The sequence below is a fragment of the Mucilaginibacter phyllosphaerae genome (genome assembly GCF_004378255.1).
GTDB classification, from domain to species: Bacteria; Bacteroidota; Bacteroidia; order Sphingobacteriales; family Sphingobacteriaceae; genus Mucilaginibacter; species Mucilaginibacter phyllosphaerae.
Genome location: NZ_SNQG01000003.1, coordinates 130574 through 146812, shown reverse-complemented (window position 1 = coordinate 146812; position 16239 = coordinate 130574). Strand labels below are relative to the sequence as shown.

The 16239-nt window shown below is 44.1% G+C and carries 15 protein-coding genes and 1 tRNA gene; 8 read left to right on the top strand and 8 right to left on the bottom strand.

Going from position 1 to position 16239, the window contains the following annotated elements:
- Positions 1–34 precede the first annotated feature (34 nt).
- From ybeY to E2R65_RS08815, 3 genes are read right to left on the bottom strand one after another with little or no spacing between them, the layout of a single operon-like run.
- Complete coding sequence (gene ybeY / locus E2R65_RS08825) at positions 35–460, bottom strand: rRNA maturation RNase YbeY (RefSeq protein WP_134336130.1); 426 nt, start codon at positions 458–460, stop codon at positions 35–37.
- Positions 461–895, bottom strand: a complete 435-nt coding sequence (locus E2R65_RS08820) for an ATP-binding protein (protein WP_229704627.1) — start codon at positions 893–895, stop codon at positions 461–463.
- The gene (locus tag E2R65_RS08815; RefSeq protein ID WP_134336129.1) at positions 885–4199 is read right to left on the bottom strand and encodes a DUF4175 family protein; all 3315 of its coding nucleotides are present in this window, start codon (positions 4197–4199) and stop codon (positions 885–887) included. The genes E2R65_RS08820 and E2R65_RS08815 overlap by 11 nt, the downstream gene beginning before the upstream one ends.
- Before the next feature lie 191 nt (positions 4200–4390).
- On the opposite strand from E2R65_RS08815, the gene E2R65_RS08810 reads away from it, so the two are divergent.
- The 3 genes from E2R65_RS08810 (at position 4391) to E2R65_RS08800 (ending at position 6393) form a co-directional block, all read left to right on the top strand.
- Positions 4391–5650 (top strand): MFS transporter, encoded by a 1260-nt coding sequence (locus E2R65_RS08810; protein ID WP_134336128.1) that lies wholly within the window; start codon positions 4391–4393, stop codon positions 5648–5650.
- Positions 5651–5833: 183 nt separating this feature from the next.
- Positions 5834–6262, top strand: coding sequence for a BLUF domain-containing protein (locus E2R65_RS08805; protein WP_134336127.1), 429 nt, complete (start codon positions 5834–5836; stop codon positions 6260–6262).
- Positions 6263–6319: 57 nt separating this feature from the next.
- Positions 6320–6393, top strand: a tRNA-Pro gene (locus E2R65_RS08800).
- A 61-nt stretch (positions 6394–6454) separates the two neighbouring features.
- Here the strand turns inward: E2R65_RS08800 and E2R65_RS08795 are convergent.
- Entirely contained in the window at positions 6455–7324 is an 870-nt protein-coding gene (locus E2R65_RS08795; protein ID WP_134336126.1) for an OmpA/MotB family protein, read from the bottom strand.
- A 152-nt stretch (positions 7325–7476) separates the two neighbouring features.
- Between E2R65_RS08795 and E2R65_RS08790 the strand changes: the two genes are divergently transcribed.
- The 5 genes from E2R65_RS08790 to E2R65_RS08770 all read left to right on the top strand — a co-directional run bounded on the left by E2R65_RS08790 (position 7477) and on the right by E2R65_RS08770 (position 13373).
- Complete coding sequence (locus E2R65_RS08790; protein WP_134336125.1) at positions 7477–7935, top strand: hypothetical protein; 459 nt, start codon at positions 7477–7479, stop codon at positions 7933–7935.
- A 100-nt stretch (positions 7936–8035) separates the two neighbouring features.
- The gene (locus E2R65_RS08785; protein WP_134336124.1) at positions 8036–9229 is read left to right on the top strand and encodes a threonine synthase; all 1194 of its coding nucleotides are present in this window, start codon (positions 8036–8038) and stop codon (positions 9227–9229) included.
- A 102-nt stretch (positions 9230–9331) separates the two neighbouring features.
- Complete coding sequence (locus E2R65_RS08780) at positions 9332–9730, top strand: VOC family protein (protein ID WP_134336123.1); 399 nt, start codon at positions 9332–9334, stop codon at positions 9728–9730.
- Positions 9731–9793: 63 nt separating this feature from the next.
- Positions 9794–12541 (top strand): DNA ligase D, encoded by a 2748-nt coding sequence (gene ligD, locus E2R65_RS08775; protein WP_134336122.1) that lies wholly within the window; start codon positions 9794–9796, stop codon positions 12539–12541.
- A 526-nt stretch (positions 12542–13067) separates the two neighbouring features.
- Positions 13068–13373, top strand: a complete 306-nt coding sequence (locus E2R65_RS08770) for a GIY-YIG nuclease family protein (protein WP_134336121.1) — start codon at positions 13068–13070, stop codon at positions 13371–13373.
- A 157-nt stretch (positions 13374–13530) separates the two neighbouring features.
- On the opposite strand, the gene rplS is transcribed toward E2R65_RS08770, so the two are convergent.
- The 4 genes from rplS to E2R65_RS08750 form a co-directional block, all read right to left on the bottom strand.
- Entirely contained in the window at positions 13531–13878 is a 348-nt protein-coding gene (gene rplS, locus E2R65_RS08765) for a 50S ribosomal protein L19 (protein WP_121245424.1), read from the bottom strand.
- 209 nt (positions 13879–14087) lie between these two features.
- Positions 14088–14762, bottom strand: coding sequence for a tRNA (guanosine(37)-N1)-methyltransferase TrmD (gene trmD / locus E2R65_RS08760; protein WP_134336120.1), 675 nt, complete (start codon positions 14760–14762; stop codon positions 14088–14090).
- Between the two features lie 85 nt (positions 14763–14847).
- Positions 14848–15375 carry a ribosome maturation factor RimM gene (gene rimM, locus E2R65_RS08755; protein ID WP_134336119.1) on the bottom strand — a complete coding sequence of 176 codons (528 nt, stop codon included), beginning with the start codon at positions 15373–15375 and terminating at the stop codon, positions 14848–14850.
- 79 nt (positions 15376–15454) lie between these two features.
- Positions 15455–15988 carry a 30S ribosomal protein S16 gene (locus tag E2R65_RS08750; protein ID WP_134336118.1) on the bottom strand — a complete coding sequence of 178 codons (534 nt, stop codon included), beginning with the start codon at positions 15986–15988 and terminating at the stop codon, positions 15455–15457.
- Positions 15989–16239: the final 251 nt, after the last annotated feature.

Genomic DNA, 16239 nt, shown 5'->3' with positions numbered 1-16239 from the left:
GGAGATAATTGAATTACAGATGTAAAATTAGCTATTAAAAACCTCTTTTATCTAAATAGAAATCTTCTTTCTGCGTCATTTTTTTCTTGTCGGCCGGCGATTTATCCAAATAACCCAGCAAATGAAGCGTACCGTGAATGATAACACGATGTAATTCCTGTGTATCGGTAACGCCAAACTTGGCGGCATTATCCCTAATGCGTTCTATCGAAATAAAGATGTCACCGGCAATTACGCCTTCTTGTTCCGAATTATCAAAGGTAATGATATCGGTATAAGTATCGTGATCCAGGTACAGCTGATTGATCTGCAGCAGATATTCATCAGTGCAAAAAATGTAGGTAAGCTCGTTCAGTTTATAACCTTCGGCAGTAATGGTGTCTGTTATCCATTTGCGTACGGCTGTTTTGTTTTTTAACGTGTAACTGATGTCTTCCTCGTGGAAGGTAATGGCCGGCATTTATATCTTAAAATGTAGTTCAACCTCGTTACCGCTTGCATTAAAAATGCATTGATCTGCAAGATGTTTTAAAATAAACACCCCACGGCCGGTCAGTTCTTCCAGCCGGTCTGCAGCTGTAGGGTCGGCCAGGTTATTATAATCAAAGCCTGCACCCTCGTCTGTTACGGTCCAGATGATCCGTTTGGGGTCGGCCTCTACGTTTACAAAAACTTTTTTATCGGGGTTTAATTTATTGCCATGTATAATAGCATTAATAACCGCCTCGTTAAGGCAGGTCATCATGTTGGCAAAAACATCTTCGGCCACCTGATATTTATCCGCTACCTCTTCAATCAAAGCCTCCAGCTGTGTTATGCTTTCGTGTTTTGACGGAAGTTGTAATGTATAAAGTTCACCTGTCTGAACATTTGCCTGTGCCATATCATTTTCCATTAAGTTGATCAAAGTATGTTTTTATTTTTTGCCTGTAGTACAAGTTAAGCGCCGCAGGCACTGTTTTTATCTGCTCTGTTTGCTTTGACTTAACCTGCTCATAATCCTGCAAAGCTTTAATATACCCCGGTGGCATATTGCCTGCCGCCCGGCTCTCTCTCTTTTGGTCCTGCTCTCTTTCCTGTTCTGCTTTTTCAGCTTCAAGCAAACGTGTTTGTATCTGCTGTTGCCTCTTTAACGCTTCATTTGTAATTTTCTTGTTTACGAGATCGTTCTCAGTTTGTTCCATTTCTTTTGATATTTTATCCAGATCTCCCAAACCGCCGGCCCCGTCCTTATTGCTCTCTTTATTTATTTGTTGTAACGATTCCCGTATCATTTGCTGCTGGCGGGCCATTTTTGCAAATTGCTCGCTCATGCCCTGCTGCCCGCCATTACCCTGCGGCATATTACCCGTTTTTTGCATCCCCTCGCGGGCTTTTTGCATGTTTTGATTTAGCTGCTGCTGCATTTTGCTTAATTGCGATAAAGATTGCTGTTTGCCTTTACCCTTACCGCTCTTATTTTTTTGTTTTTGCAATTGCTCAAGCGCTTCACTCAATAGCAGTGCCAAATTGTTCATCCCCGTCATGGCAAATTGCTGGTTGCGCAACGCTTCGGGCGTTTTGCGTTCACCTAAGTTTTCAAGCGACTGGTCAATCTGCCCGTTAATACCTGTAATCTCTTTATTTACAGTTGATTGTATTTGCGGGATACGCCGGCTTAACGAATATAAGCTATCCTCGGCTGTTTTTAAATTGTCTTTAATATCTTTTTGCCTTTGTGCCAAACTAATATAATTAGGGTCGGTAGGGCTTGTGCCGCGTAATTGCTGCATTATTTTTTCCTGGTTAAAAGAACTATTAACCAACGATTTTAACAACTCGCGCAATTGGCGGGCATCAACAGCATTCTGGCTTTCCTGGCCTTCGGCGTCATCGTTTTGCATCTTATCGGCCAATTGTTTCATTTGTTTGGCCGCCTGCTGCTGCGCTTTGGAGGCTTGCGGGCGGTTGTTCTTTTTTAAAGCGTCGGTGCTTTTATCCATTTGCTCATCAATGGCCTGCTTTTCGGCATCCGGGTTTTTAAACTCCTGTTTGTTACCGCCTTTTTCATTCTCTTTCTGCAGCTCATCCAACGATTTTTTAATATCATCAAACTGCTGGTTCAGCTTTTGCTGCTGTTGCAGGTTTTTATCATTATCGCCCGCTTTTTGTGTTTGCCCGGCCAGTTTTTGCTGCTCCTGCGCCAGCTGGTTCAGTTGGTTGATATTCTGGTTCAGCTTTTGTTCAAAGTCTAATTTTTTGTACAGGTCCAATATCCGGTCGAGTTCCTTTTTTAATGATTTATTATCCATCTGCATTTTAGAAAGCTCATCGCGGGTGCCGTCTTTTTGGCTTTCTTGCAGTAGCTGCTGCAGTTTTTGCAGCATTTCTTTGGTTTTATCGTCAAGCACGTTGTTAAACAAATTTTCTATTTGCTTTTGCATGTCCATCAATTCCTGCGTTTGCTGCTGATTTTCCTGGCGGTTATACAGGTTCTTTTTATTATCGGCCTGTATATCTTTCACCAGTTCATCCAGGTCTTTACGTTTTTGCAATAATTCTTCCACCTGTTTTTTCTCATCAAAAGAAAGGTCAGTTTTATCTAACAGCGATTGATTTAGCTTTTGCGCGCTTTTTTCTATCTGCGCAGCAAGTTTTACTGCCGATTGCATTTTTTCTTTTACCGCGTTAGTGCCGGCGTTAAGCTGATCGGCCAATGCCGCCGCATCGGGTATATTCAGGGTACGTTCGGGCGTTCGGGCTGTTTTATGGCCGTTAACACCGTCGTTATCGGCTACTTCAAAGTAATAGGTAACCACATCGCCGGGTTTAATGCCCAGATCTTTCAAATCCCAGTAGTAAAAAAAAGCCGACTGCAAAGCATTCAAATCAGCCTTTACAGGGTTACTTAATAATCGTTCTGCCCCTTTGCCGCCCGTTTTATAGTAAAATTTTAGCGATGAAAAGCCGTGGTCGTCCTGTACGCGGCCGTTAAAATAAAAAGCCTTCATACTTACCGAATCGGGCTTTTCCTGCACTTCAATAGCCGGGGCTTCATCGGCAATTACATTAATACGATAACCGGCAGAATCGCTTCGGCGTACCCGGTCATTTACGGGGCTAACCTGATAGGCGGTGGTTTTGAGGATCCGCTCTCGATGTTCAAATACATCACTGTTTTTGGGCTCAATAGTTTTGTGAGCCCCATCCATCGTAAATAAAACCGAAGATGCGTTTTGCGTATGAAACTGCCAGTTTACAATAGTACCGGCCGGTAGCGTCAGATCGCCGGCATTGGCAACAGTCTCATTTTTTTTACGGAGATAGGCGGGATACACCAGCCCGGCATCAAAATGCAGCAGCACGGGTTTCCGGTTAACTTTTATCTCGTAAGGCACAGATGCAAAACCGTTGCCCGTTAATTTAAAGGCTGTATTTTGCTGTAAATTAGTAAACAGGTAATGAAAGCGGCTGATATTATCTTTATCCAGCTTAAAAGTAGTGCTGGCTGTTTCTACATAAACGTCATTAGGCAGGTTATCACCGGTTAGTTTCAGGTCCAGTTTGTAATTTTCGCCTTGTACCACAGACAGGTTTTTATTTAGCAGTACAAACTGAAAAGGGGCTACAGGCGCAAAATACTCGTTATGCCTGATAAGCCTTTTGGTGCTTTCTGTTAAAACCGATGGGGCAGCAAAGGCAATAATGCAAATGATGGCCGCGGGCGGGATAACCCATTTTAAATATTTGCTGTTCTCGCGAATATTAATAGCAGATGGAAAACTAACCGGGTTTAAGGCTTCTATTTTTTGGTTGATACTGGCCTCTATCAGCTCGCGGTGTGAAGGGTTTTCTGCCGCCTGCTTTTTTAGCTGCAGCGTGTTAAGCAGCTTATCGTGCACATCATTAAAATGCCGGCCAATTATCTCGGCAGCTTCATCATGTGTTAACGTTTTACGCAGCTTTAAACCTGCTAAAAGTGGCGGTAAAACCAACCAAACAATTAAACCCACATTCAGCACAATAAAAAAATAGAACAGAACGGTGCGCAAGGTGGTGTTAAAATTGCCAAAATACTCCAGCAGGGTAATTACTACATAGGCCGAAAATATACCTGCACCCAAAAATATCAGCCCGCGCAGCAGGTTGTTATAATGGTATTTGCGAATAAATGTGTTGATCTTTTCAATCAACAGGTCATAGTTTTCGGCCTGGGTCATATTTGGGTTAAGCTGCCAACTTACACAATAAAACGAAATTAAAGTATTAATTAATATTGATAAGGGTATATTTTAGGTATTTAAAATCATTTTGAATAGCGCAAACCAAATGCCACAACATCGTAATATAAATAACACATAGCGGGCAAAAAACAATTACCGCGCAATTTTTGTCGTTGAATAATTATAATATGAATATTACTACCTTTAACGCTTTCCGCAGCCGTAATTATCGTTTATATTTTGCCGGGCAATCCGTATCGTTAATTGGTACCTGGATGCAAAAAACAGCCGTAAGCTGGGTTATTTACACGCTTACCCATTCTACCTTTATGCTGGGGCTAACCTTGTTTGCCAGCCAGTTCCCCTCTTTTGTATTATCCCTGTTTGGCGGCGTGGTGTCTGACAGGTATAACCGTTACAAGGTTTTGTTAACCACGCAGGTGGCATCTATGGTACAGGCAACCCTGCTGGCCGTGCTTATTCTGCTAAAGCACTATGCCGTATGGGAGATACTTGCTCTAAGTGTGTTATTGGGCATTATTAATGCGTTTGATGTGCCGGCAAGGCAATCTTTGGTTTATGAGATGATAGAAGATAAAAAGGACCTGCCCAACGCATTGGCCCTTAATTCATCCATGGTAAACCTGTCGCGGTTAATAGGGCCAGGCATTGCCGGGTTTGTTTTAGAGTACTGGGGCGATGGGTTTTGTTTTGGGCTGAATGCGATAAGCTTTATTGCCGTAATAGGGTCATTGATGATGATGCGCCTGCCCCGGTATGTAGAAACTAAACACCCCAAAAATGTATTTGGCGAACTAAAAGAGGGCTTTGCCTATCTTAAAGCTACGCCATCCATCTCTTTTGTGATATTGATGCTGGGATTGATTAGCCTGCTGGTGCTGCCATTTAGTACCTTGATACCCTACTATGCGCGCGAGGTTTTTAAAGGGAATGCCACCACTTTTGGGGTTATTGATAGCGTAATAGGGCTGGGGGCGTTTAGCGGGGCAATATTCCTGGCGTCGCTAAAGGCAGGGAGCAATCTTAAAAAGATCCTGGGCTTCAACACGCTTGTATTTGGGATTGGCCTGCTGCTTTTCTCGCACGAAAATACGTATTGGCTGGCGCTGGTATTTGCAACGATTGCCGGCTTCGGGATGATGTCGCAGATAACCATCAGCAATACACTGATTCAAACCACCGTTGAACCGGGGATGCGCGGGCGGGTTATCAGCTTTTATGCAATGGCTTTTTTCGGGCTCCAGCCCATAGGCGGGCTGCTTGTAGGCTCTGTATCTAAATGGATCGGTGCGCCTAATACCATTTTATGCGAGGGTATTGCAGCCCTGCTTATCGGCCTGCTGCATTTTCGCTATCAGCGTAAAGAAAAATTAAAGCAACAGCAAAATGTTATGGCAGTAAATGAGCACCATTTACAGGCGCTTTAATCCTTAAAATGTTAGCTTAAGTTCCACGGGGAACGTCATATTTTTGGCATCGGTATTGTTAACGTAGAAGCAGTTACAAACATTTATAAGCAAAAATTATGTGAACGGGGCGTAAGCTCCAATTGATCAAGCGTTTAATACTGTTATTATAATTATATATTTAAAAGTTTAAACAACAGCTATATGTTATACTACTTAATTTATTTTAGCACGGCTACCAAACTTATGCAGAAAAGCGATTTAGAGCAATTGCTTACAGAGTCGCGTACGTGGAATGAATCGCATGGCCTAACGGGTATGTTGGCCTATATTGAAGGCTCGGTAAATGGCCGTGTTGAAGCGCGATTTATGCAGGTGCTGGAAGGGAAGCAGGAGGAGGTGCAATGGATCTTTAATAAAATAAAAAAAGATGCCCGCCATACTCAAGTAACCCTGCTGAAAGAAGCCGATTTAAAAGAAAGAAGGTTTAACAACTGGAGTATGAAGTTTGAAAATGTAGACCTGGATGCTCATCCGGATCTGATCAGCTTTTTTCATATGGAAAAAGAGGTGTTGGAAAGCGATGAGTTTAAAAACTCTGATATCGCCTTAGATTTTTTAAAAGCTTTTTAGCCTTTAAACCGCAACTTATTATATTTGCAGCGTTTATTTGAAGTAAACATAAAATTTCGGGATGTAGCGTAGCCCGGTATCGCGCCAGCATGGGGTGCTGGAGGTCGTAGGTTCAAATCCTGCCATCCCGACATACAAAACAAAAAACCCGCATATCAAGCGGGTTTTTTGTTTAATTCAAATCGTGTCAACTTATTGTTTTACAGGGGCCGACTCGGGCGCTTTACCTATCAGGTCCATAAACTGATCGAGTTTTGGGGTAATGATAATTTGTGTACGCCTGTTTTGTGCCTTGCCTGCAGCTGTGCTGTTATCGGCAATAGGGTTGTATTCGCCGCGGCCACCCGCTGTTAAACGTTTGGGGTCTACCTGGTAAGTGGTTTGCAAGGCCATTACTACAGATGATGCCCTTAAGGCGCTTAGGTCCCAGTTGTTGCGGATGTTTTTCATCGTGATGGGTACATTGTCTGTGTTACCTTCAATCAATACATCATAATTGTTGTAATCTTTAATGATCTTGGCAATTTTGCTTAAGGTTTCGCCGGCTTTGTCGGTAAGCTCGTAACTGCCAGATTTATATAGCATGTTATCAGCCAGTGAAACATATACCACACCTTTAAGCACTTTTACGTCAACATCCTGCATTTCCGATTGGCTTAAAGACCGGGTAAGGTTGTTGGTAAGCACCATATTCAGCGAGTCGCTTTTGTTTTTAGCGTTAACCAGTTGCTGAATGTACCGGTTAGAACTGTTGATCTCGTCAACCAGCTTGGAAATGTTCACATTGCCCTGCCCGCTGGAAGTTAAGCACTTATCAAGGGCCGATTGCAGCTGCTTGTTGTTGGCCCGTTCAGATGCAAGCTGCTCGTCAAGGCTTTTCACTCGTTCTGTAGAGATGCCTAAATTACGTTCGGTAAGCAGGTATTTTCCGCGCAGATTGCGGGTATTGCTATCCAGCTTGTCGTAATTAGCCTGTAATTCTTTATACTTTTTATTACTTACGCAGCCAGAGGCTACCACCGCCAAAACAAATAACGAGGGTATCAATATTCGGATTTTCATAAATATAAAATTTTTGTTAAAAATTTAATTGTCAATACCTTAAACTGTTTTTAAACAAAAAGGTTTTAGCCGGGCGCAATCGTTATATTGAATAAGTATTTTAAACCATTAGATAAAAAGCGGATATTTACCCGCAACAAAAAACATTTAACATGAAAAAAGCACTATTATTAATAATGATTTCGGCGCTGTTTATGATAGCTGCCTGTACAAAAGATGGTTATACCCCGGATTTACCAGGTAACAGCTATTTTATAAATAGTACCGAACACACAATAGATCAGGCCGGGCGGACAGCCAATGCGATTATATTTAAAGACAACGCCGGCGGATCAAAAGATGCTGTAAAGGTTGAGTTTAATACCCTGCCTGTGAAGGGCGGTACTTATACAATTGTAGCCGGTTCGGCTGCGCTTACAGAAAATCAATGCCGCGTTACGGTTACCGATGCAGCCGGCGGCGTACTGTATTACCTGGGCGGAAGCGATGTTTCTGCAGAGGTAATTATAAATACAAACGGTAAGCTGATCGTAAACATCCCCGAGATTTCGGTTGCTGCATCATTGCCAGGTACCACATTTAAATTAAAGGGCTCGCTTTACGAATTGTAATTCCGCAGGCTTAAAAAAGGAAGTATTTACCGGCTTTATCAGTGCCTTAAAATAAAGGCAGGATACTTGCGGTTAAGTAAGCAGATACTTTATTTATAACATGGAAACTAATGTTGCTGCCGGCACCGGGTCGTTACTTATAAATTTGAAATGCCCGGCATGCGGTGCAATCTATAATGCCTTTGTAAGCAATACATTCTGTACCAAAGAGGGTTGTAATAGTACCCTTTTTGCGCAGTATGACCTTGGCCAGCCGCTGGATAGACTGGTACTAAAAGGCCGCCTTAATAGTATGTGGCGCTACCGCGAACTGCTGCCGGTTACTGGTGCGGAAAACATAGTAACTATGGGAGAGGGCTTTACGCCGATTATCCCGATAAAGAACCTGGCCAAAGATACCGATGGCAACCTGGTTTACTGGAAGAACGAAGCGGGTAACCCTACCGGATCTTTTAAAGCAAGAGGGATTGGCATGGCCGTATCCAAAGCAAAGGAATTGGGTATAAAAACCATTGCGATACCCACAGCTGGTAACGCAGGGGGCGCTTTAGCGGCTTATGCGGCCCGTGCCGGTATAAATGCGATTGTTTATATGCCCAAATTAACGCCGCAGGTGTTTAAGGACGAATGCCGGCTGTATAGCGCCCGGCTGATAGAGGTAGACGGCAATATTGCCGATTGCGGCAAACTGGTGGCAGAAGGAGCTGCAGAACACGGCTGGTTCCAGATCTCCACACTGAAAGAACCCTATCGGTTGGAAGGCAAAAAAACAATGGGTTTTGAAATTGCCGAACAGTTTAACTGGCAGCTGCCCGATGTGGTATTTTACCCTACAGGCGGCGGTACAGGCCTTATCGGAATCTGGAAGGCCTTTGACGAGTTGGAGCAACTGGGCTGGATAGGCAGTAAGCGCCCCCGTATGGTAGCGGTACAATCCCAAAGCTGCAACGGTATTGTAACGGCCTTTAACAGCGGCCAAACCCATGCCGAATTTGTTGATGGCGGCTTTACCATAGCCAACGGCCTGCGTGTACCCAAATCATTTGCCGATAAAATAATATTAAAAGTGCTGCGCGATAGCAACGGCACAGCTCTATCCATCAGCGATAGCGAAATGAATGATGGCGTTAAAGAAATTGCCCGCCACGAAGGCATGCTGATTGCCCCCGAAGGCGCCGCTTTATGGCAGGCCTATAAAAAACTAAAAGCCACCGGCTGGATAAAACCCGGCGAAACGGTGGTGCTGGTAAATACCGGCAGCGGGTATAAATACCTGGAAAATATAGGGATCTAAAACGCCCCGGAACGTCTTTTTTTCGCCCTTCATTCGCCCTTGTTGTTCCAATAAACGGCAGGTTTTTTGTGTTGTTTAATCATTACACCAAAATCATAGGATATGTTAAAAAATTCAAAAGCATTCAGCGGTTTTTCGGTTAACGACATTGATGCCGCCCACAAATTTTATGGTGAAACTTTAGGCCTGCCGGTGAATAAAACAGAAGACATGGGTGGCATGCTCACCATTCACATCAATGGCAATGAGAACAACATTTTGGTTTATCCCAAACAAGATCATCAGCCCGCTACCTATACCATCCTGAACTTCCCGGTGGCAGATGTGGAAGCAGCGGTAAAAGAGCTGACCGCCCGCGGCGTTCGGTTCGAGATCTACGACAGCGAGTACCTGAAAACAGACGAGCATGGCGTAGCTAAAGGAAACGGCGGTCCAACCATCGCCTGGTTTAAAGATCCTGCCGGTAACTACCTGTCGCTGATTGAGATCGAACCGGAATAGCCCCGGTAATTAATTGCTAATTAAAATTTTCAAACCTTAATTAAGGCTGGCTGTTAATTAGTTATGAGCCTGGAGAAATATGCAAAAAAACGTGATTTTACAAAAACCACAGAACCCAAAGCCGGTAAAAGCAAGGATAAGGACAAGCTGATGTTTGTGATCCAGAAGCACGATGCATCGCGCCTGCACTACGATTTCAGGCTGGAGATGGATGGCGTATTAAAAAGCTGGGCGGTACCTAAAGGCCCCTCTACCGACCCTAAGAACAAACGCCTGGCCATGATGGTAGAAGATCATCCGTTCGACTATCGCAACTTCGAGGGCATCATTCCGCAGGGCGAATATGGTGGGGGTACTGTTATTGTATGGGACGAGGGCACGTATGAACCTATAGAAGAAATTAAGGGTAAAAAAGCACAGGAAAAACATCTGCTGAAGCAGTTAAAAGAGGGTTCGCTTAAAATAAAGCTCCACGGCGAAAAACTGGAAGGTGAGTACGCCCTGGTAAAAACCCACGGCATGGGCGAGAACGGCTGGCTGCTCATCAAGCATAAAGATGATTTTGCATCCACTACGGATATCACGAAAAAAGACAGATCGGTGCGCTCCGGCAAAACCATCGAAAAAATGGAAAAAACCAGCGAGAAGGTTTGGAAGGATGGCGAAGAGCAGGATGTAGAAGACGAACAGCCCAAAAAGAAGGCCTCATCTAAAAAAAAACTGCACCAACCTATAGAAGAGCTATCTGATGAGGCTGAGGAAACACCGGCCGGTAAAAAGACAGATACTAACGCGATTTTAAAGAAAGCGCCTAAGGGCAAAGTTCCTACCGGTATAAAGCCGATGCTGGCCACCCTGGTGAACGAGCCCTTTGATGACCCCGACTGGATCTACGAGGTGAAGTGGGACGGCTACCGCACACTTGGGTTTATCAATAAAGGCGAGGTGCAGCTGCTATCGCGCAATAACAAAGATTTTAACGAGAAATATTACCCGCTTAAAAAACTGCTGGAAAGCTGGAAGCTGAACGCCGTAGTTGATGGCGAAATACTGGTGCTGAACGATAAGGGCGTATCAAACTTTGGCGCACTGCAAAACTGGCGCAGCGAGGCCGACGGCGAACTGGTGCTTTACATTTTTGACCTGCTTTGGTATGAGGGTAAAAACCTGATGGAGCTGCCCCTGGCAGAACGCCAGGCCGTTATGAAAGAGGTGATCCCGACGGATGACGACCGCATACGCCTGAGCCAGACCTTTAAAGCCAACGGCACCGAATTTTTTGAGGCTGCCGGCAAATTGGGTTTAGAGGGGATTATGGCCAAGCGGGCAAGCAGCACTTATTTAACCAATAACCGGTCAAAAGATTGGCTGAAGATAAAGATAAACAAGCGCCAGGAAGTGGTGATTGGCGGCTTTACCAAAAATGCGGGTACCGCCAAGCAATTCAGTTCGCTTTTACTGGGGGTTTACGAAGATGGCAAGTTTCAGTATGTAGGCAAGGTGGGCACGGGCTTTTCAGATAAGCTGCAAAAAGAAATGATGGCCATGTTTGAGCCGCTGATTGTAGATAAAGTGCCTTTTACCAGCGAGCCGGATGTAAACAAACCATCGCGCTTTCGGCCAAACCCGCCCAGGGCTAAAGCAACCTGGCTAAAGCCGCAACTGGTTTGCGAGGTTAGCTTTGCCGAGGTGACCAGCGATGGTGTTTTTCGCCACCCATCTTTTGAAGGCATGCGGGTGGATAAAAAGGCTAAAGATATAGTGCGCGAAACGGAGGCCGATACCGCGGAAATGGTAGAAGAGGATAAGCCAAAGGCCCCAAAGGAGCCGGTTACAGCCAAACACAAGCTGGTTAACGCGCCAAAGGAAACGGTGAAACGTACGCTGCTTAATCCTAAGGAAGAAACGCAGGTTAAAAAGATCTGCGGGCACGACCTGAAGTTTACCCACCTGAGCAAGGTTTACTGGCCCGAAGACAGCATTACCAAGCGGGATATGTTTAACTATTATTACCAGGTGGCCGAGTATATTTTGCCTTATTTAAAAGACAGGCCTCAATCCTTAAACCGTTTCCCTAACGGCATCCACGGGCCAAGCTTTTATCAGAAGGATGTGCGCGGCAAATCGCCGGATTGGGTGCGCACCTTCCCCTATACTACCAGCGAGGGCGAGGATAAGGATTACCTGGTAGGGCATGATGAAGCCACCCTGCTTTGGATGGCATCGTTAGGTTGCATCGAGATGAACCCCTGGTTTAGCCGCATCCAATCGCCAGACAATCCGGATTACTGTATAATCGACCTTGATCCGGATAAAAACACATTCGACCAGGTAATTGAAGCTGCGCAGGAAGTAAAGAAAGTGCTGGATGCCATAGATGTACCCGGCTACTGCAAAACATCGGGCTCAACGGGGATGCATATTTACATCCCGCTGGGGGCTCAGTATGATTACGATCAATCGCAGATGTTTGCCCGCCTTATCGTGAACATTGTGCACCGGCAGATCCCCGATTATACCTCATTAGAGCGTATGGTAAAAAATCGCGACGGTAAAATGTACCTGGATTTTTTGCAGAACCGCCCCGGCGCAACCATTGCCGGCCCATACTCGTTAAGGCCCAAACCCGGTGCAACGGTATCTATGCCCCTGCATTGGGACGAGGTGAAACCCGGCCTGACCATGAAAGATTTTACCATCCATAACGCTGTAGACAGGCTTAAAACAGAAGGCGACCTGTTTAAAGGCGTACTCGACAAAGGGATAAACCTGGAAAAAACCATCAAGAAAGCGCAAAGTATTTTTAAGTAACAGCATCTATCGGCTAATGGTTCGACAGGCTCACCATGACAATCCCCACCATGTCATCCTGAGCTTGTCGAAGGATTAATAAAGCGGCTAATGGTTCGACAAGCTCACTATGACACAATCCAACATTACAACCTCCACCATGTCATCCTGAGCTTGTCGAAGGATTAATAAAGCGGCTAATGGTTCGACAAGCTCACCATGACAATTCCCACCATGACACAATCCAACATTACAACCCCACCATGTCATCCTGAGCTTGTCGAAGGATTAATAAAGCGGCTAATGGTTCGACAAGCTCACCATGACACATTCCATCATTACAACCCCCACCATGTCCGTCTGAGCATGTCGAAGACTTGGCAAAGCGGCTAATGGTTCGACAGGCTCACCATGACAGGATAAACAAATATGTCAGTCTGAGCGTGTCGAAGACTTGGCAAAGCGGCCAATGGTTCGACAAGCTCACCATGACAATTTAAAATAAGCCTCTTAAAAGTACATCAATGGATTACTGTATATTAGTAGTATGAGCAATTATCATGTTTATATTTTACTGTGCCGGGATAACTCCTACTACACAGGGATTACAAATAATATAGAAAGACGCATTGCTGAACATGATACTGGTGAGAATCCTCAATGTTATACTTTCAAACGGCGGCCTTTAAAGTTGGTTTTTAATGAAATATTTACGGATGTAAATCAGGCTATTGCCTTTGAGAAACAAGTTAAAGGATGGAGAAGGGCCAAAAAGGAAGCTATTATTGCAGGACAATGGAAGTTATTACCGGAATTATCTAAATCATCAAATGGTTCGACAAGCTCACCATGACAAATTCGTAATGTCATCCTGAGCATGTCGAAGACTTGGCAAAGCGGCCAATGGTTCGACAGGCTCACCAAGCTAAAATACAACGCAAAAAAACCCGCCCATAGTAACGGGCAGGTTCTTAAATATTATATGGTATCCGCCGTAAGGCGAAATGTAATTAAACCCTTTTAGATTTGATACGGGCTGCTTTACCGGTAAGGGCACGCAGATAGTAAAGTTTAGCGCGGCGTACTTTACCAACACTGTTTACTTCAATTTTATCAATGTTTGGAGAATTGATAGGGAAGATACGCTCAACACCAATACCGTTAGAAACTTTACGTACAGTAAAAGTTTCGCTGTTACCAACGCTGTTGCGCTGCAGGCAAACACCCTGGTAAAGCTGGATACGTTCTTTGTTACCTTCTCTGATTTTATAATATACGCTAACAGTGTCACCGGCCTTAAACGACGGGAAGGTATTCTTAACTACTGATTGCTCTTCTACAAATTTTACTAAATCCATGATTTTTAGCTCTTAAAGCGATTTTTAACCCGTAAAAATCGGAGTGCAATTATAAGGATATTATTTGGATTTTAAAAACCTATTTTAAAAATTTCCACAAATTGCTATTTGTCCACAAGCTGTGCAGGTTTTTAGTGGGTCGGGAAGAATATGTAAGTGGTTATTAAATAGTTAACACATCACATTTTAACCGGCCAATATTAACCAAATTACGCCAACAGATCGGGCCGGCGTTGTTTAGTGCGCTCTAAAGCTTGTTCAAAACGCCATTTTTCTATGGCAGGGGTGTTGCCGCTTAACAGGATGTCTGGCACCTTGTGCCCGTTCCAGTCGGCCGGGCGGGTATAAACCGGGGCATCCAGCATATCATCCTGGAAAGAATCAGACAAGGCCGAGGTCTCATCGCTCAGTACGCCCGGTATCAGCCTCACTACGGCATCAACCAGCACCGCTGCGGGCAGTTCGCCGCCGGATAGCACATAGTCGCCTATCGAGATCTCTCGGGTAACGTAGATCTCGCGGATGCGCTGGTCTATCCCTTTATAATGGCCGCAAAGTATCATGATGTTCTTCTTGATGGATAGCTGGTTAGCTATGTTCTGATTCAGCGTTTCCCCATCCGGCGACATAAAGATGACCTCGTCGTACTCGCGCTCTCTTTTCAGCTTTTCGATACAAGCTGCAAAAGGCGGAATGGCCATTACCATACCGCTGCCGCCACCATAAGGGTAGTCGTCTACGCTTTTTTGCTTGCCGGCAGCATAATCGCGCAGATTATGCACCACAATCTCGGCGATGCCCTTTTTTTGCGCCCGCTGTAAAATGGAGTGGGCGAAGGGGCTTTCCAGCAAACCGGGCAAAACAGATATGATATCAAAACGCATGGGGCAAATTTAGTAATTAGCAATTGGAGAATAGAGATTAGTTTTAATCCTGGTTCTTGAATCTAAAGATCCTGATTCTATTCCGTTATCCTTCCAGGTAAACATCCAGCAAACCATCCGGCAGGGCAATGTAGATCTCACCGCCTTCTACATCGATGCCTTTAATGATCTCCACATTCAGCGGGAACAGCACCTCTTTGTTTTTAAAGTTTACCGAGGCGATCAACTGCTGCGGATATTCCACTACATCCAGTATCTCTCCCAGTTCGCCATGGGTTTCATCTACCGCAATAAAGCCTTTAACATCTTTAAGGGTAAATTCTTCTTTTTTCTTTTTGGGCTTTACTTTATTTGGCAGATAAATATCTTTCTTAACCAACATTGTGGCTTTCTCAATAGTATCTACGTCCTCCAGGTTAAGGTAGGCCTGGTTCTTTTGCAAAAACTTTATCGAGCTTACAAAATAAGGCACCAGCTTGCCGGCAATATCTACAAAAATAGATTTGATCTTGATGGCTTCTGCGCCCTCAAAATCAATATACACCTGCATTTCGCCTTTTAAGCCTTTGGTTTTTAGGATACTCCCTAACCTGAAACAATCCTCAGTCTTCATATTCAAATGTTATTAAATAACAATGGCGAAGAACCGGTGGGTTGCTTCGCCATTTGCTTTAGAACTTTCGTTCAAATAATTACTCAGCGCTTTCTGCAGTATCGGCAGCTGCTTCTTCGGCAGGTGCCTCAGTTTCTTCTGCTTCTTCAGCTACAGGTGCGTTTTTAGCAGCAATAGCTGCAGCTTTATCATCTTTCTTTTTAGCTTCAGCAATTAAAGCCAATTTACGGGCTTCGTCTTTTGCAGCGTTAAGATTTGATTTTTTACCTGTTATTTTGCTGTCTTTTTGATCTAACCACTCCGCAAACTTGGTTTCTGCCTGCTCTTGGGTTAAAGCACCTTTTTTAACACCGCCTTGTAAGTGTTTTTTGTATAATACGCCTTTGTAAGACAGTATTGCACGGCAAGTGTCTGTTGGCTGTGCGCCATTGTTAACCCACTCTAATGTTTTATCAAAATTGATATCAATTGTAGCAGGGTTGGTGTTTGGGTTGTATGAACCTACACGCTCAATAAAACGACCGTCTCTTGGAGCACGGGCATCTGCTACTACGATGTAATAAAAAGGTTTGCCTTTTTTACCGTGTCTTTGCAGTCTGATCTTAGTTGCCATTCTTTTGTTTTTATGTATTCAACATTGTCCCCGGAGTTCTTTCTGCGGGGATGCAAAAGTATAAATTAATATTTATATATAAAAGGCTTGTAGTAAATAGTTTAATTAAACAGGGAGTACATCAGTAAAAAAATAATTCTTCACTTTTTTGTAACAACTAAATTACACCAGCATCCTACTATCACTATATAGCCAAGGTCTCATAAAGCTATAAGTTATTGTGAGGAGCCCGCACCTTAAGGGCCCCGTTA

What these genes read in the sequence shown, in the direction of transcription:
- E2R65_RS08820 (WP_229704627.1), bottom strand. Translation starts at nt 895, where the DNA reads ATGGAAAATGATATGGCACAGGCAAATGTTCAGACAGGTGAACTTTAT.
- rplS (WP_121245424.1), bottom strand. Translation starts at nt 13,878, where the DNA reads ATGGATTTAGTAAAATTTGTAGAAGAGCAATCAGTAGTTAAGAATACC.
- E2R65_RS08770 (WP_134336121.1), top strand. Translation starts at nt 13,068, where the DNA reads ATGAGCAATTATCATGTTTATATTTTACTGTGCCGGGATAACTCCTAC.
- ligD (WP_134336122.1), top strand. Translation starts at nt 9,794, where the DNA reads ATGAGCCTGGAGAAATATGCAAAAAAACGTGATTTTACAAAAACCACA.
- E2R65_RS08750 (WP_134336118.1), bottom strand. Translation starts at nt 15,988, where the DNA reads ATGGCAACTAAGATCAGACTGCAAAGACACGGTAAAAAAGGCAAACCT.
- rimM (WP_134336119.1), bottom strand. Translation starts at nt 15,375, where the DNA reads ATGAAGACTGAGGATTGTTTCAGGTTAGGGAGTATCCTAAAAACCAAA.
- E2R65_RS08790 (WP_134336125.1), top strand. Translation starts at nt 7,477, where the DNA reads ATGAAAAAAGCACTATTATTAATAATGATTTCGGCGCTGTTTATGATA.
- E2R65_RS08785 (WP_134336124.1), top strand. Translation starts at nt 8,036, where the DNA reads ATGGAAACTAATGTTGCTGCCGGCACCGGGTCGTTACTTATAAATTTG.
- E2R65_RS08795 (WP_134336126.1), bottom strand. Translation starts at nt 7,324, where the DNA reads ATGAAAATCCGAATATTGATACCCTCGTTATTTGTTTTGGCGGTGGTA.
- E2R65_RS08815 (WP_134336129.1), bottom strand. Translation starts at nt 4,199, where the DNA reads ATGACCCAGGCCGAAAACTATGACCTGTTGATTGAAAAGATCAACACA.
- E2R65_RS08805 (WP_134336127.1), top strand. Translation starts at nt 5,834, where the DNA reads ATGTTATACTACTTAATTTATTTTAGCACGGCTACCAAACTTATGCAG.
- E2R65_RS08810 (WP_134336128.1), top strand. Translation starts at nt 4,391, where the DNA reads ATGAATATTACTACCTTTAACGCTTTCCGCAGCCGTAATTATCGTTTA.
- trmD (WP_134336120.1), bottom strand. Translation starts at nt 14,762, where the DNA reads ATGCGTTTTGATATCATATCTGTTTTGCCCGGTTTGCTGGAAAGCCCC.
- ybeY (WP_134336130.1), bottom strand. Translation starts at nt 460, where the DNA reads ATGCCGGCCATTACCTTCCACGAGGAAGACATCAGTTACACGTTAAAA.
- E2R65_RS08780 (WP_134336123.1), top strand. Translation starts at nt 9,332, where the DNA reads ATGTTAAAAAATTCAAAAGCATTCAGCGGTTTTTCGGTTAACGACATT.